The sequence below is a fragment of the Staphylococcus sp. LKG4-2 genome (assembly GCF_050955665.1).
Classification (GTDB): Bacteria; Bacillota; Bacilli; order Staphylococcales; family Staphylococcaceae; genus Staphylococcus; species Staphylococcus saprophyticus.
This window is the reverse complement of sequence record NZ_CP194532.1, coordinates 896,035-911,480: the sequence shown is the minus strand read 5'-3', so window position 1 is coordinate 911,480 and position 15,446 is coordinate 896,035. Positions and strand designations below refer to the sequence as shown.

At 33.4% G+C, this 15,446-nt stretch carries 13 protein-coding genes; 6 read left to right on the top strand and 7 right to left on the bottom strand.

Features of this window, described 5'->3' with window-relative positions:
- Window positions 1-7: 7 nt before the first annotated feature.
- Together rplC and rpsJ are read right to left on the bottom strand one after the other, a co-directional pair.
- Window positions 8-667 (bottom strand): 50S ribosomal protein L3, encoded by a 660-nt coding sequence (gene rplC, locus ACM6UH_RS04260; protein WP_037537923.1) that lies wholly within the window; start codon window positions 665-667, stop codon window positions 8-10.
- A gap of 27 nt (window positions 668-694) precedes the next feature.
- A complete protein-coding gene (gene rpsJ, locus ACM6UH_RS04255) occupies window positions 695-1,003 on the bottom strand; it encodes a 30S ribosomal protein S10 (protein WP_002482611.1) in 309 nt (102 codons plus the stop codon).
- A gap of 358 nt (window positions 1,004-1,361) precedes the next feature.
- On the opposite strand from rpsJ, the gene ACM6UH_RS04250 reads away from it, so the two are divergent.
- Window positions 1,362-1,748: a hypothetical protein gene (locus ACM6UH_RS04250; protein WP_011302597.1), complete on the top strand. Its 387-nt coding sequence runs from the start codon at window positions 1,362-1,364 to the stop codon at window positions 1,746-1,748.
- 265 nt (window positions 1,749-2,013) lie between these two features.
- Here ACM6UH_RS04250 and ACM6UH_RS04245 read toward each other — a convergent pair whose 3' ends face one another.
- Both ACM6UH_RS04245 and ACM6UH_RS04240 read right to left on the bottom strand, forming a co-directional pair.
- Window positions 2,014-3,348 (bottom strand): NCS2 family permease, encoded by a 1,335-nt coding sequence (locus tag ACM6UH_RS04245; protein ID WP_011302596.1) that lies wholly within the window; start codon window positions 3,346-3,348, stop codon window positions 2,014-2,016.
- A 110-nt stretch (window positions 3,349-3,458) separates the two neighbouring features.
- The gene (locus tag ACM6UH_RS04240; RefSeq protein WP_011302595.1) at window positions 3,459-5,597 is read right to left on the bottom strand and encodes a DNA topoisomerase III; all 2,139 of its coding nucleotides are present in this window, start codon (window positions 5,595-5,597) and stop codon (window positions 3,459-3,461) included.
- A 123-nt stretch (window positions 5,598-5,720) separates the two neighbouring features.
- Here ACM6UH_RS04240 and ACM6UH_RS04235 point away from each other — a divergent pair, with 123 nt between their 5' ends.
- From ACM6UH_RS04235 to ACM6UH_RS04225, 3 genes are all read left to right on the top strand, one after another.
- On the top strand, window positions 5,721-6,593 hold the full coding sequence (locus ACM6UH_RS04235; protein WP_011302594.1) for a GNAT family N-acetyltransferase: 873 nt from the start codon (window positions 5,721-5,723) through the stop codon (window positions 6,591-6,593).
- 197 nt (window positions 6,594-6,790) lie between these two features.
- On the top strand, window positions 6,791-7,648 hold the full coding sequence (locus ACM6UH_RS04230; protein WP_011302593.1) for a RhaT/GlcU family sugar-proton symporter: 858 nt from the start codon (window positions 6,791-6,793) through the stop codon (window positions 7,646-7,648).
- Between the two features lie 136 nt (window positions 7,649-7,784).
- On the top strand, window positions 7,785-8,576 hold the full coding sequence (locus tag ACM6UH_RS04225; protein ID WP_047504384.1) for a glucose 1-dehydrogenase: 792 nt from the start codon (window positions 7,785-7,787) through the stop codon (window positions 8,574-8,576).
- Window positions 8,577-8,745: 169 nt separating this feature from the next.
- Here ACM6UH_RS04225 and ACM6UH_RS04220 read toward each other — a convergent pair whose 3' ends face one another.
- A complete protein-coding gene (locus tag ACM6UH_RS04220; protein WP_002482604.1) occupies window positions 8,746-9,654 on the bottom strand; it encodes an AEC family transporter in 909 nt (302 codons plus the stop codon).
- Between the two features lie 149 nt (window positions 9,655-9,803).
- On the opposite strand from ACM6UH_RS04220, the gene ACM6UH_RS04215 reads away from it, so the two are divergent.
- Both ACM6UH_RS04215 and mspA read left to right on the top strand, forming a co-directional pair.
- Entirely contained in the window at window positions 9,804-9,980 is a 177-nt protein-coding gene (locus ACM6UH_RS04215) for an SE1832 family protein (RefSeq protein WP_002482603.1), read from the top strand.
- Window positions 9,981-10,044: 64 nt separating this feature from the next.
- On the top strand, window positions 10,045-10,362 hold the full coding sequence (mspA, locus tag ACM6UH_RS04210) for a membrane stabilizing protein MspA (RefSeq protein ID WP_011302591.1): 318 nt from the start codon (window positions 10,045-10,047) through the stop codon (window positions 10,360-10,362).
- A gap of 345 nt (window positions 10,363-10,707) precedes the next feature.
- On the opposite strand, the gene ACM6UH_RS04205 is transcribed toward mspA, so the two are convergent.
- Together ACM6UH_RS04205 and ACM6UH_RS04200 are read right to left on the bottom strand one after the other, a co-directional pair.
- Window positions 10,708-13,881 carry an efflux RND transporter permease subunit gene (locus tag ACM6UH_RS04205; protein WP_047504387.1) on the bottom strand — a complete coding sequence of 1,058 codons (3,174 nt, stop codon included), beginning with the start codon at window positions 13,879-13,881 and terminating at the stop codon, window positions 10,708-10,710.
- Between the two features lie 237 nt (window positions 13,882-14,118).
- The gene (locus tag ACM6UH_RS04200; protein WP_047504390.1) at window positions 14,119-15,366 is read right to left on the bottom strand and encodes a lipid II:glycine glycyltransferase FemX; all 1,248 of its coding nucleotides are present in this window, start codon (window positions 15,364-15,366) and stop codon (window positions 14,119-14,121) included.
- Window positions 15,367-15,446: the final 80 nt, after the last annotated feature.

Below are 15,446 nucleotides of genomic sequence, written 5' to 3'. Positions count from 1 at the left end.
TTGTATATTATTTATTACCTTTGATTGATGATGTGATTTCTACAAATCCTTTTTTAGGACCAGGTACATTACCTTTTACTAAAATAACATTGTTTTCAGCGTCAATTTGTACAACTTCTAAGTTTTGAACTGTTACAGTGTTACCGCCCATACGTCCAGGCATTTTTTGTCCTTTAAAGACTCTTGAAGCATCTGATGCCATACCTACAGAACCTGGGGCTCTGTGGAAATGAGAACCATGTGACATTGGACCACGTGCTTGATTATGACGTTTAATGGCACCTTGGAAACCTTTACCTTTAGATACGCCTGTTACATCAATTACGTCTCCAGCTTCAAATGTATTAACTGAGACTTCTTGACCTACTTCGTATTCATCAACATTAACGTTTCTGAATTCACGAATGAAGCGCTTAGGTGCTGTGCCTGCTTTTTTAGCATGTCCTTCAGCTGGTTTGTTAGCATATTTGCTTGATCTGCTATCTTTTTTATAAGCTTGTTTGTCTTCATAGCCTACTTGGATAGCGTTGTATCCATCAATCTCTTCAGATTTCTTTTGTAATACAACGTTTTGGCTTGCTTCTACTACTGTTACAGGGATTAAATCACCATTTTCTCCGAAAACTTGTGTCATCCCGATTTTTCTTCCTAAGATTCCTTTGGTCATCGAAAGTCCACCTCCTAATTTTTTCTATTATAATTTGATTTCGATGTCTACGCCAGATGGTAAGTTTAAGCCCATAAGAGCATCAACTGTTTTTGGTGTAGGGTTAACAATATCGATTAAACGTTTATGAGTACGTTGTTCGAATTGCTCACGTGAATCTTTATACTTATGCACGGCACGAATAACAGTATAAACTGATCTTTCAGTCGGTAACGGAATTGGTCCAGAAACATCTGCACCAGAACGTTTCGCTGTTTCAACAATTTTTTCTGCTGATTGATCGATTACTCTGTGATCATAAGCTTTTAATCTGATTCTGATTTTTTGTTTTGCCATAATTTTCCCTCCTTATATCGTCTACATTTAAGTGATAGACTTCTCCACGAAAACTATCTCACACAGCGCCATGGCAAAGCGGCCGGGTGTGTCAGTAACCTTTCGCTTCATCGCGTGTTCTTAAAGTCCAACATTAGATATGATACATGATAAACAGTGATTTATCAAGCTTTTCTGCAAAAGTTTTGAAACTTTTTGTCTAACACATACTTTGTTATTGTACTTTATTAGGAAACGCACTTCAACCTCTTTTGTAATTTTTTTAGTTCTTTGTAAAATTTTTATTAATCTCTCTTCATATTATTATTCTAATAGTTTACTTTCCTTTATAATTAAAAACAGTTAGGTGGTGAATTATATGAAACGTGGTATACGTATGACATTGTTAGTATTATCTGTCTTACTCATAGTTAGTGAATTGGTTTACGGAATTCCATTCTTAGGTGGAAGCATTGTTTTAAGTTTTGGTTGGCAGCCTTTACTTATTAACGCGCTACTCTACTTTATAATGATGATTATATTAATAGTAGATAAACAAAATTCTATTAAGCCGATGATGTTTATTCCTTTATTAGGTGTGATTGGTTCTTTCTTGGCTTTCATTCCACTTGTTGGTATGGTGATCCATTGGATTTTATTCTTTTTAATGCTATTTTTCATTTTCATTTTATTATCTACACCACTATATGTACCAAACAAATACGCAAAGGTAATTTATACGGAGGATCGACGTAAGAATCATTAATTATTATCGTAGGATACCTGCCCAACTCAAATGTAATTAGCGCAATCCAACGGTATATGTCATAAATTCTTCTAAGCATTTTGATCTGGTTATCCGCTTAAACTACTATAACTTTAAAATGTATATAATGAAGAAACTCGATTTTAGTTATTTATGTAAGAACAAAACTAATTCCTAAACACTTATACTTTCATTCAAATAATAAAATTAAAAGCACATTGTTCAATGTCTAAATGACAGAACAATGTGCTTTTATTTCGTTTTGTTATCCGTGAACAAAGATAAAGTACAATATAAATAAAATCATCAGTGCATACATTATTGGATGTACTTCTTTATGACGTTTTGAAATTAACATTGTAATTGGATAAAAGATAAATCCACAAGCAATACCTGTTGCAATAGAATAAGATAAAGGCATCATAATAATCGTTACAAATGCTGGAACTGCTACTTCGAATTTTTTCCAATCAATTTCAGCAAAGTTAGCTGCCATTAAGACACCTACTACTACTAACGCAGGCGTAGTCACCGCACTGGTTACTACCTCCATCAATGGACTAAAGAAAATAGCTAACAAGAAACAGAAACCTGTAACCACACTCGCAAAGCCGGTTCTTGCACCTACTGCCACACCTGAGCTTGATTCAATGTATGAAGTCGTCGTAGTTGTACCAAAGATCGCACCAACGATTGTTGCTAGTGAGTCAGAGAACAACGCACGTCCTGCTCGTGGTAATTTATTATTTTTCATAATCCCAGCTTGAGTTGCCACAGCAACGAGTGTACCAGCTGTATCAAAGAAATCAATGAATAGGAAAGTTAATATAACGATTAAAAATTGAACCGTTAATAATTGACTAGGATCCTTAAATGCTTCAAACGCAGCGCCAAACGTCGGTTCAATACTAGGTACTTGTCCAACGATACCACTAGGTGTATGTATCAGCCCTGTGAACATACCTACGATAGATGTTAAAACCATTCCTATAAAAATCGCGCCAGGTACTCTAATAGCATAAAGTATTACTGTCACAACGATACCGAAAATAGTAAGTAATACAGGTCCGTCTGTGATATGTCCTAATGTAACTAGTGTAGAATCATTTTTAACAATTATACCTGAACTTTGTAAGCCGACAAAGGTAATAAATAATCCAATCCCAGCCGAGACAGCCATTTTCATTTGATAAGGTATGGCATTGATGATGACCTCTCGAAGCCCCGTCATCGTTAACACTGCGAAAACTAATCCTGAAAATAATACGCCTGTAAGTCCGACTTGCCATGGTATACCCATTGTTAAAACAACAGTAAATGCGAAAAATGCATTTAATCCCATACCAGGTGCTAATGCAATCGGATACCTTGCTATTAATCCCATAAATAACGAGCCTACAAACGCCGCTAATGCTGTAGCTACAAATATTGCGCCTTGGTCCATTTTCATATTTTCAGAAACACCATCGACGCCGGCTAAACTAAGTACTTGAGGGTTAACAGCTAAAATATAAGCCATCGACAAGAATGTTGTAAGCCCGCCAAGTATCTCTTTCTTATAGTTTGTTTCGTGTTTATCAAACTTGAAGTACTTTTTCACGGTTAGTTCTCCTTTTTTTAAAATACTTACATATTTTAATACCAAACGAACTATTTTACAATAGCAAACACGAACCTTACTTAAATTTTTTAACTATTTGTTCGAATTATTTAGAATTTTAAACCCTTCAAAGCATCTTGAAACGGGTTATTTTCAATACCTTCATCATTATTCATATATTTTTTCAGATCTTTTTTATTTACTTTATCTGATTTTTTATTTTTGTGTCGTTTATCCATTTGAGCTTGTGTTTCAGTATGTCCACAAACACAACGATATACTGCGTCTTTGCCTCGACCAAACAGCGTCATTTTTTTATGACAGTTTGGACAACGTGCGTTTGTTTTACGTTGTACATTTTTTTTAGTTTTACACTGTGGATCCTGACACACTAACATTTGGCCATTTTTCGTCTTGACTTTAATCATAAATTTGCCGCATGTAGGACATTCAGTCGTTGTTAGGTTGTCATGTTTATAATTTTGTTCACTTTCTTTAATCTCATTGACTACCTGATTTGTAAAAGCTTTCATTTCAGAGATGAATTGGCTCGCATTATATTTCCCTTGTTCTATGAGTAGAAGTTTTTCTTCCCATTCTGCTGTTAATAATGGAGAAGTGAGTTTTTGTGGCGCTAATTCCAATATTTGTTTCCCTTTTGACGTAACTTTTATTTTACCATCACGAGCTTCAATAGCGTTCATATTAAATAGCTTTTCTATGATATCCGCTCTCGTTGCAACCGTACCTATACCGCCCGTGTCTTTTAATGTTTTATCGTGTTTTTTATCGCTTAAATCAAAGAATTTTTGTGGGCTTTCCATCGCTTTCAAAAGTGATCCTTCATTAAAATAAGGTGGGGCCGTTGTCTCATGTTCTTCTATTAGAATTTTAGTTACATTAAGCTTTGTACCCTTCTGTAACTGATCTATCTGAGTATTTATACTTTCTTTATTTTCATAAATTGCTTTAAACCCTAATTTAGTAGTTACTTTGTCCTTAAAAGTAAATGTATGCTGCCCTACTTTGAGTTCAATGGCGATTGCTTCGTATTCGTGTGGCGGCATTAGGTTTTCTAAATATCTCTGAGCAATCATCATATAAATTTTAGATTCCCTTTGGCTAAGTTGATTGATATCTGGACGCACTTCTGTGGGAATAATTGCATGGTGATCAGATACTTTATTATTATTAACAAATCTTTGTTTTGATGAAAATGTTTGTGACATTTGTGCTTTAGCCATATCTTTTAATGAAGTGGCCATAATCGCTTTCAATCTATCTTTGAGCGTATCAACCATATCATCTGTTAAATAGTTAGAATCAGTACGTGGGTAAGTTACTAACTTATGACGTTCATACAACGTTTGCAAGGTATTCAAAGTTTCTTTTGGTCCAAGATGAAATCGTTTATAAGCATCTTGTTGTAAATCCGTTAAATTATATAATTGTTGTGGATATGCTTTTTTATGTGTCTTGCTAATCGATGCAATGTGCCCGGATTGCCCATCGATTGCTTTTTTTATACTTTCCAAAACAGTTTTATCAGGATGCGACTGTGGCTTAGTACAATGGAAAGTTAAACCAGCCGCATTGAGTTTCATTGTATAATAGGTCTGAGGTTTAAAGTGATTGATTTCATTTTGTCTCATTTGAACTAATTGTATGGTCGGAGTCTGTACACGACCCAATGAGAGTTGTGCATCATATTTTGTAGTCAGTGCACGTGTAGCATTAATACCAACTATCCAATCTGCTTCACTTCGTGCTAAGGCAGCATGATATAGATTATTAAACTTACGTCCATCTTGCAGTTTATTGAAACCTTCTTTGATTGCTTTATTGGTTACAGAACTAATCCATAAACGCTTGGTCGGTTTTTTATTATGCGCTTTATCCAATATCAAACGAGCAACCAGTTCTCCTTCTCGTCCTGCATCTGTCGCAATAATAATATCTTTTACTTTATTATTATTAATTAATGATTGCACTGTCGAAAATTGTTTTCTCGTTTTACTTATCACAATTGTTTTCATTTTATTGGGTATAATCGGTAAATCATTCAATTTCCATTCTTTATAACTTGCATCATATTGTTCTGGTGTCGCATTTGTTACTAAATGCCCTAATGCCCATGTAACAATATATTTATTATTTTCAAAATATCCATTACGTTTTTCATTAATGTTTAGCGTATTGGCAATGTCTCTACCAACTGAAGGTTTTTCAGCTATAATCAGTGATTTCATAATTTCGCCCTTTCAAATTCAGTATTATATTTATTGTAACATGTATGTAGCACATCAAAACTTCCATTTACATCGAAAAGTTCTTATAATTAACTTAATAGATTATTATACGGAGGTATTGTTATGAAAATTGTTCAATTAAATAACTATGATCAAATTGTAAAGTTTATAAATGAAGCCGATTATCACTACACATCGTACTTATACAAGCTGCCACAAGCACACGATGATGTTGAAGCAACGATTAGACAATCCTTAGAGGATCCAGGCGTATTTGCACAAGTTGATGACCAAGCACAAATTGAAATGCTCATGCTTGCATTTAAATATGAAGAAAATAAATATAAAGTGCTCGGTCCTTTTGTCAGGAAATCACTTTCACTCACTGAAGAAAATTTTAAAACTTTATTTGAAGCTTTGGTTCAAAGCAAACCGGATACTGCGAATTTTAATTTTTCATTCGAGGAAACGGAACAAGATTACATGCCTTTTATGAAAGAAATTGAAGCTTCCTATAGTTTTACGGATTATCATCTCATATCTACACAAGATATAGGTAAAATTGATCATGCTCAAAACATTACTACCTACCAACCTGCTTATTATCGACTATTCGAGAAGTTACACCATGATACCTTTAAACACGATGTGATGACTGCAGAAGAAATCATTGAATCGTTAGATAGTCACAATAAATTATTTATATTTATGTCTGAAGGCTTATTAAAAGGTTATCTTTATTTACAAGTTTTTGAAAATACGAAAAAAGCTGAAATCAAATATTTTTCTTCACACACTGACTATAGATTTATGGGTATTGCTTTTGATTTATTATCCTATGCACTTCAATATACATTTTCAAATTATGATGTTGATAAGATTTATTTCAAAATTCGCAGTAAAAATAATACACTCGTGGAACGATTTCATGAATTAGGCTTCAACATCAATTATGAATATAAAAAATTCAAATACGTTGCTGCACATATTGGCTGATTTTTAATTAAGAAGCAAGCAAAACAAGTTCGTTAATACACAAATAAAATGTATGTTTAAAACATAATAAACAAAGAAATCGCTCTTTTTAATTTAATATTTTTTACTAACGTAATATTTTGTTTTAAACTAGATGTTCAGGAACAACCAAAGATGGTTATTCTCGAGGGACAATATAATAGAAAGAGTGAGTATATATGGATTTGTTAATTGCGTTATTGCCTGCATTATTCTGGGGTAGTGTTGTTTTAATTAACGTGCTTGTTGGTGGTGGCCCATATAATCAAATTAGAGGGACAACATTAGGTACATTAATTATCGGAATTATTTTACTACTTACAGGTAATGCAAAATTTGATGACCTCGCCGTCATTATTGTTGGTTTAATCTCAGGTGCATTTTGGGCGCTTGGTCAGGGTTATCAACTTAAATCAATTAGTCTAATTGGTGTTTCAAAAACGATGCCAATCTCTACTGGTTTACAATTAGTTGGTACGACATTATTCAGTGCTATTTTTCTTGGAGAATGGAGTACAGGGATTCAAGTTACATTAGGTTTAGTTGCTATGGTGTTATTAGTAATTGGTATCGCATTAACTTCAATTAAAGGTAAAAATGAAGCTTCAGGCGGTAACAATAAATTCGGCAAAGCAATTCCTATATTGATTATTTCTACAGTAGGTTACGTTGTTTATGTAGTCGTAGCACAAATTTTTGGTGTAGATGGAATGAATGCCCTCTTCTTCCAATCAATAGGTATGGCTATTGGCGGTTTAATACTTTCTGCTAAACATGAGACATCAGTAAAAAGTACTATGTGGAATATTATCCCAGGTGTCATTTGGGGAATTGGTAATTTATTTATGTTCTATTCACAACCTAAAGTTGGTGTAGCAACAAGTTTCTCATTTTCACAATTATTAGTAATTGTATCTACACTTGGTGGTATCTTCTTACTAGGAGAAAGAAAAGACAAACGCCAAATGATTGGTATTTGGGCTGGGATTGTATTAATAATCATTGCAGCCTTTATATTAGGTAATTTAAAAGGTTAGGCATCATTTAATATATTACACATCATTAAGTTTAGAACATCGACATAGCGTTCAGCGTTAATTGTACTATTCCAAATTAACAACACGTCTGTTCTAAACCTTTTTGTAGGAATAACTTTTAAGGAGGCTTCAATATATGTTTACAGATTTAGAAAATAAAGTAGTTGTGATTACAGGTGGTAGTAGCGGTATTGGTAAAGCAATGGCAGAACAATTCGGTAAAGAAAAAGCAAATGTTGTCATTAACTATCGTTCAGAAAGTAGCTTAGATGCTGTTGCCGAATCTATAAAACTAATAGAAGACGCTGGTGGTAAAGCGATTAAAGGATATGCTGATGTTTCTAAAGAGGCAGACGTCGAACAATTAGTCAAAACTGCAGTTGATACATTTGGTACTTTAGATATCATGATTAACAATGCTGGTTTTGAAAAACCAATTCCTACGCACGAAATGCCCTTAGATGAGTGGCAAAAAGTCATTGATATTAATTTAACCGGTGCATTCATAGGTGCTAAGGCCGCTGTTAATCAATTTTTAAAAGAAGATAAACCAGGTATTATCATTAATACATCAAGTGTTCACGATAAAATTCCATGGCCAAACTATGTGAATTATGCTGCAAGTAAAGGCGGTTTAAAATTAATGATGGAAACAATGTCAATGGAATATGCACAGTATGGCATTCGCATTAACAATATATCTCCTGGTGCTATCGTAACAGAACATACAAAAGAAAAATTCTCAGATCCGCAAACGCGTGCAGAAACACTTGAAATGATTCCAGCCAAAGTTATTGGCGACGCACAACAAGTGGCTAATGTTGCAAGATTCCTTGCTTCAGATTTAGCAGACTATATTCACGGTACAACAATATATGTTGATGGTGGTATGACAAACTATCCTGCATTTATGGGTGGTAAAGGCTAATCTCATTGCTACCAACAAAAGACAGAAAGCGAACGCTATCATGCGCTTTCTGTCTTTTTATTTATCTATATATTAATTGTATAAATTAATACTTATTAAGAAACAAAACACGACCAATAATCGTTTTATATTGATCGTGTTTCTTTTTATTATTAAATTTTAGAGCACTTTAAACAAACAACATCTGATAAATATACAAGATAATAATACTAATCACGATTGTTAAATTAGTAACCATCCCTACTAGAGGCAATGTTTTATATTTAAACTGAATTGAATAAGGTATAATCGCTACACCTACTGGTAAGAGCCATGCTACTTGTAATGTAGTCTTTATCATTTCATCATTCACTGGCAAGAAAAAGTGAACAAGTAAGCCAGCAATGATACCAAGACCATAATGCGCTACTAAATACTTAATAGCAATTGGTAAAAAGCGTTTATCTATACTAAAATTCAACATTAACCCTAGAAGTATCATTGATAATGGCATATTTGCACCTGATAACACAGAAAAGAAATCAATGACTGGGTCTGGAAAATGAATATTCATCATATTTAAAATAAACATAATAATATATGTCATAAGTGGTACAGACTTCAATAAATTTTTTCCTAAATATTTAAAATCAAAACTGTCTCCACCACTGCTAAAATAGCTTCCTACAAAATAAGTCACACCAAACATAATGATTGCGCCACCAATATCGGCCATACCAAAATAAATCATCCCAGTTTCTGGCCAAATCGCCTCAACCAGAGGGTAAGCAAATAAGCCAATATTTAAAGAAGCCATCATCATACCTGTTGCACCACGAATTTGATTATCATATTTTATAAAGAACCATACAATTATTACTTTTGTAATGACACCATATAAAATCATCATAATAGGTAAAATAGATAACGAGACATCCAATTTAGCTTCATTCAAATTCACGATAACTAAAGAAGGCAACGTGACATTTAATACTAATGTCGACAGTACTTGGCTATCATTCGCTTTAAAGTAATTGATTCTTTTAAGCGTATAACCTAATGCAATGAGTAAAATAATTATGATAAATTGTTGTGTCACAATAATCCTTCTTTCACTAAGTTATTTCATTTTCATTCTATTTTCATACCTTAACATATAAAATGGTTATTTTAGAAGCTTTCAATTTCATGTTATAATTCAATTCAAACTGGTGTAGGCGTTTTCTACCCGCAAAGGAGTGTACGCTAATGGATTTGAATGAAAAATTAGCTGAACTAAAATATGATTATGTTCGATTACAAGGTGACTTAGAAAAAAGAGAATCTGTTAATCAACAAGTCGATCCTTTAGTAAAGCAACTTGAAGAAATAGAAAAAGAAATTGCATCTGTACGTTCAGAAATTAGTCAAAAAGAACATAAATAACATCCTAGTAAATATTTTTTTTACATGCTAAGATTAAAGGTGAACATAGAAAGGATGTAACAATATGCTACTCTATCTTATCTTTTTACCAGTACTCTATCTAATCGTGTGTTACATAAGCATATTTAGAATGGATACGATTATCACGCGTATTTTGCGTATTATAATGGCCTTGCTCTTATTATTTGTTGTTGCAATTACGACATTATCATTCCCTGCAATTAATTGGTGGGTTTTCATCATATTGTTATTATTAGTTGGTAATGTTGAAATCACTGCTTTCAAACATAGTAAGAAAGACCAAAAAGCGGTTCAAATCTTAAATATCATCAGTATTATATTATTTATAATCTATGCTATTTTAACATTAGTTTTATATTAATTGGTAATTCTGATACTCAAAAATATTTTAGCTATACGCTGTTTAATTAAAAGAGTCTGGGACATAAATAGTTGTCTCAGACTCTTTTTCGTTTAGGCAGTTGATGACTGAATTGAAATGTAAAGTCTCACTGGTTTAAAGAACTACTTTTTCAATTTATGAAAATCAGTAGTTCTTATGCATAAGCCAAAGCTTATGTATTCTGCATAAAATTCTAGGAGACTTATGCATCGGCTTTAGCTCAGATAAACATTTCAATCCTAGTCATCCTTGCCTTGATTGCATAGGTGGGACTACGAAATCTCTATTAAAAAATTTGATTTCTGTCCCACTCCCCTATTTTTTTTATTTATTATGTTTTTGTCGATTCTCTATTTTACGTTTAAGGGTAAACAATATTTCATATATAACCGGAACAACAATCAATGTTAGCAATGTAGATGAAATTAATCCACCTACAACCGTTGCAGCCATACCTTTTGAAATAATGATTGAACTATCTTCACCAAATAGCATTGGGGCTAGAGCACCGATTGTAGCAAGTGCCGTCATTAAAATTGGTCTGATACGCGTGCCACCCGCTTCTAATAACGCTGCTTTCATTTCAAGCCCTTGTTTTTCCTTATTAATCACTCTATCAATCAATACAATCGCGTTCGTTACTACGATCCCAATCAGCATTAACATACCTATCATACTTGGTACCGATATTGTCTCTCCCGTTATAACTAAAGCCACTACTACACCTATAATGGTATATGGTAATGAAAATAGAATTGTGAAAGGTGCCAGTGCGCCTTTAAATGTCAATACAAGCACTAGATATACAATGATAATAGCTGCTAACATAGCCATCGCTAATTGTGTTATGGCATTGCTAATATCTTCATTTGCACCACCAACGTTAACTTTTACATTGCTTGGTGTATCGATATGATTTACTTTCGACATTATTTTCTGTGATGCACCACCTACGTCATCATTTGTAATTTTAGCTGAAACGGTTGCGATTTCATCTCCAGCCTTCGTTTCAATTTTGTTTGGCGTTGTCGATTCTTCTAACTCAGCAATATCACTTAATTCCACAGACTGACCTGTGGGAGATTGCAACTCTGTGTTTTCTAACTTATCTTTTGACCAATCTGTTTGCTTATCTTCCTTAATTTTAACATCTATGGACTTCCCTTTTTCTTTAACAGTTGTCACACTTTCCTCAGGTGTATTCTGATTCAAGGTCATTGCTAACTGTGAAGCAGATAATCCATAACTTGCTGCCTTATTCTGATCTATTTTAATATTATATTGATCATAGGTTTGTGTTAAATCTGATTTAACATTTGCAGTCCCACTGACATCTTTTATTTCATCTTCAACTTTCTTCACTGTACCTTTAATTGATTCTAATGATGGACCACTAACAGTAATTTCTAAAGCATTATTACTGCCACCAGTACCCATATCTTGATTTGACCACTCACCAGGATGTTTGTATGTTTCAATATGATGTAACACCTTATCGGGTTCTTCATCAAAATGAGTTGTGTTCGAATCGTACTCAACCATAATCGCCATACTATTAGAGTTACCAGTTGGATCATTAGGTGTTGGACCGCCAACTGAATATTGAACTGTACGCACTTTATCTTTACTATTCAGATATTTTTGTACTTGCTCTGCATGGTCTAATACCCCTTTTTGCGTTTCTCCTGGTTTAGGCGTATAAGTTAATGCCATATATTTATCTTCACCCGTAGAAATAAAGCTAGTTCCTAGTTTGGCAGCCCCAAGTCCAATACTTGCAATTAATATAATTGTACTGACAATAATGACTATCCATTTATGATTTAATGACCAGTTCAAAACGGATTTATACTTTCTACCGATAAATCCTAATGATGTTTCCTGTTTATGCTGTATTACACCTTTTTTAAAGAAAGTAGCACTTAATGCAGGAACAATCGTAATAGATACAAGTAATGAAGCTAGTAAACTAAACGCGATTGCCAGTGCAAATGGTCTAAACATTTCTCCTACAGAGCCACTTACAAAAGCTAATGGCAAGAACACGACAATTGTAACAATCGTCGATGACATGATTGGTTTAAATACTTCGCTTGTAGCACTTACAATGAGTTGATCACCTTTAAGTGCTTCTGATTTATCAGATAATCGTCGGTAAATATTTTCAACAACAACGATAGAATCATCAATAACACGACCTATCGCAACAGTTAATGCTCCTAACGTTAAAATATTCAATGAAACATCTGATAATTTCAACGCAACCATTGCAATTAAAATGGACATGGGTATAGATACAATTGAAATGGCAGTCGTTCTGATATTTCTTAAAAATAATAGAATTACGATAATCGCTACAATGGTACCTAGTGCAGCTTTCTCAATCATTGTATACAATGCATCTTCTATTGGTTTTGCTGTATCCATCACTTTTGTAGCAACCATTTTCGGATTGTCTTTTATAAATTGATCAATTTCTTTTTTTGTATCTTTGGCAACTTGAACAGTGTTTGCATCTTGTGCTTTTGTAATTTGAACATTAACTGCATCTTTACCGTTTGTTTTAGATATAGATGCCCGCTCATCGCCTGCAGATACTTGTGCAATTTCTTTTAATTTTACGGATGGTACTTCAGAATCACTTGATTGGCTACTCGATGCTGTAGTTGCAGATTGGGAAGCAGAAGCTTGTTGCTCAGCACCTTGACTTGACGCTCCGTCATCACCTTGAGATTGACTATCTCCTGTTGCTGCAGATAACGGAATGTCTAAATTTTCAAGTGCTTTAACGGATGTAAATTGACCATCAATAACGACAGATTTCTCAGTATCATTAAATTGAAATAGGCCTAATGGTGTTTCACTTGTAGCACTTTTCAAATACTGTTGAACACGCTCTTTAGTTAACCCACTTGCTTCTAATTTATCTTGGTCAAATTTTATTGATACTTCTCGTGACGTCTGCCCATTAAGTTGCGCATTTTGGACCCCCTCAATTGTTTGAAGTTTTGGTAATAACTGATTATTAATTTTTCGTGTTGTATCTTTTAAATCATTATCATTGGTAGTAAATGAATAAGCAACTATTGGAAAAGCATCCATAGAGCTTCTTGTTAACTCCGGCTCTTCAACATTCTCTCCAAATTTTATTTTATCTAACTCTTTTTTGAGGTCGTTCTCTGCTTTATCTAAATTAGTACCTTCATTATATTCAACCGTAACCATTGATGCATTCTGTATAGATTGAGCATTAACATTCTTAACACCTGCCATCGATCTAATTTGATCATCAATCTTATCACTTACATCTTCTTTTACTGTTTCTGGTGTAGCACCTGGCATGGAGGTTTGTACGGTAATCATTGGTGGCTCTACGTCAGGTAATAATTCTAATTTCATTTTGCTACTGGCATAAACACCGCCCAATATAACTAACAAAACCATTAAAAATATTGCAAATTTATTTCCTAATGAAAACTGCAACAATTTTTTTATCATGTATTTTTCTCCTCTCACATATCCCTTTAACAGTTCTAATTTACCACAAGTATGGTCCTGAAAATATGTAGTTTATTAATTATAGACAATTTGTCCTGTGACATTTAGTTGAACTTTTAAATTTCAACATCACTATGTGTATCATTATTCCATGGCAATCATAAAAAATGCGTGCTATAAAGTTGAATCAATGTATTCTAACTCTATATAGCACGCGTCTATTTATTCTGAAATGCTTTATTTTTTTAATTTTCGAGACAGTTTAATTTTGGCTTTTGTAAGTTTTGGTTTAATATTCTCGATAATTTGATATAAAGGTGCATTTAACACATAGTCGAATTCACCAATTTTTTCACTTAAATATGTGCCCCAAACTTTTTTAAATGTCCATAAACCATAATGGTCTGAATCTTTATCAGGATTATTATCAGTTCCACCAAAGTCGTATGACGTTGCACCATGTTCTCTTGCATATTGCATCATAGCAAATTGCATATGGTGGTTTGGTAAGAAGTTACGATACTCATTTGATGAAGCCCCATATAAGTAGTAAGATTTTTTACCAGCAAACATTAATAAAGCACCTGATAAATAAATGCCTTCTGGATGCGTTGATTCTAAAGTAACCATTTCATCAATGAGTTCTTGAGTTTTGGCTATTTTATTATCAGCATCATTTATTTTATTAAGTGTCTTCTTATCCTGCTTTTTATCTGCAAGTTTTGCTTTTTCATCTTCTAGTTCATGCAATTCTTGTCTTAAATCTTCTAAAACAGGTTTAGGTTCTAACTTCACTAAAAACAACTCAGCATCCCCATCAGGGTGTAATGCATCATATATATTTTCAAAATAACTAATATCTCTAGTTAAAAAACCATCTCTTTCGCCTGTTATTTGCATTAAATTAGCAAATGTTTTCAAACCTTCTCTATTTGAACGTTCAACTGTAGTACCACGTTTTAAAGCTAATCTCACTTTTGAACGATTTCTACGTTCAAAACTTTGAATTAATGCTTCATCCGTTTTTTCTATTGGTGTAATCATAGTCATTCTTGGTTGAATATAATCTTTAGATAAGCCCTCTTTAAACCCTTTATGTTTAAACCCAAGCGCTCTTAAATTAGACAAAGCGTCTGCACCTTTATCTACTTCAACATCTGGATCAATTTTAATAGCATATGCTTTTTCTTCTTTGGCAATTTGCATTGCAGCTTCAAGTAAAGTTTCTAATGCCAACTTGTTACTATAATCTGTTACAAATCCTCTTGAAATATAGCACAGTGTATAAGGTAGTTTAGGTACTTTTTTAAATAGTAGTTGCGCTACCCCTACAATTTCATCGTCTTCTCCAACTGCGATACGTCTTGAGTACCATCCAGTTAATGTTTTAGTTTCTGCCCACTGCGTTAATTGTAATAAGTCACCTTGTGGGTGTGCTTTAACAAATGCATCATGTGCTTGATCTGTAATATTCATTTTTTCCATAAAAACTGATGTCTCCTTTATCAATTCAATACTTTGGTATTATACAATGCTTTTAGCAAACTTTCACATAGAATTCACTC

What these genes read in the sequence shown, in the direction of transcription:
- rpsJ (WP_002482611.1), bottom strand. Translation starts at nt 1,003, where the DNA reads ATGGCAAAACAAAAAATCAGAATCAGATTAAAAGCTTATGATCACAGA.
- ACM6UH_RS04225 (WP_047504384.1), top strand. Translation starts at nt 7,785, where the DNA reads ATGTTTACAGATTTAGAAAATAAAGTAGTTGTGATTACAGGTGGTAGT.
- ACM6UH_RS04235 (WP_011302594.1), top strand. Translation starts at nt 5,721, where the DNA reads ATGAAAATTGTTCAATTAAATAACTATGATCAAATTGTAAAGTTTATA.
- ACM6UH_RS04240 (WP_011302595.1), bottom strand. Translation starts at nt 5,597, where the DNA reads ATGAAATCACTGATTATAGCTGAAAAACCTTCAGTTGGTAGAGACATT.
- ACM6UH_RS04215 (WP_002482603.1), top strand. Translation starts at nt 9,804, where the DNA reads ATGGATTTGAATGAAAAATTAGCTGAACTAAAATATGATTATGTTCGA.
- ACM6UH_RS04250 (WP_011302597.1), top strand. Translation starts at nt 1,362, where the DNA reads ATGAAACGTGGTATACGTATGACATTGTTAGTATTATCTGTCTTACTC.
- ACM6UH_RS04230 (WP_011302593.1), top strand. Translation starts at nt 6,791, where the DNA reads ATGGATTTGTTAATTGCGTTATTGCCTGCATTATTCTGGGGTAGTGTT.
- mspA (WP_011302591.1), top strand. Translation starts at nt 10,045, where the DNA reads ATGCTACTCTATCTTATCTTTTTACCAGTACTCTATCTAATCGTGTGT.
- ACM6UH_RS04205 (WP_047504387.1), bottom strand. Translation starts at nt 13,881, where the DNA reads ATGATAAAAAAATTGTTGCAGTTTTCATTAGGAAATAAATTTGCAATA.
- rplC (WP_037537923.1), bottom strand. Translation starts at nt 667, where the DNA reads ATGACCAAAGGAATCTTAGGAAGAAAAATCGGGATGACACAAGTTTTC.
- ACM6UH_RS04200 (WP_047504390.1), bottom strand. Translation starts at nt 15,366, where the DNA reads ATGGAAAAAATGAATATTACAGATCAAGCACATGATGCATTTGTTAAA.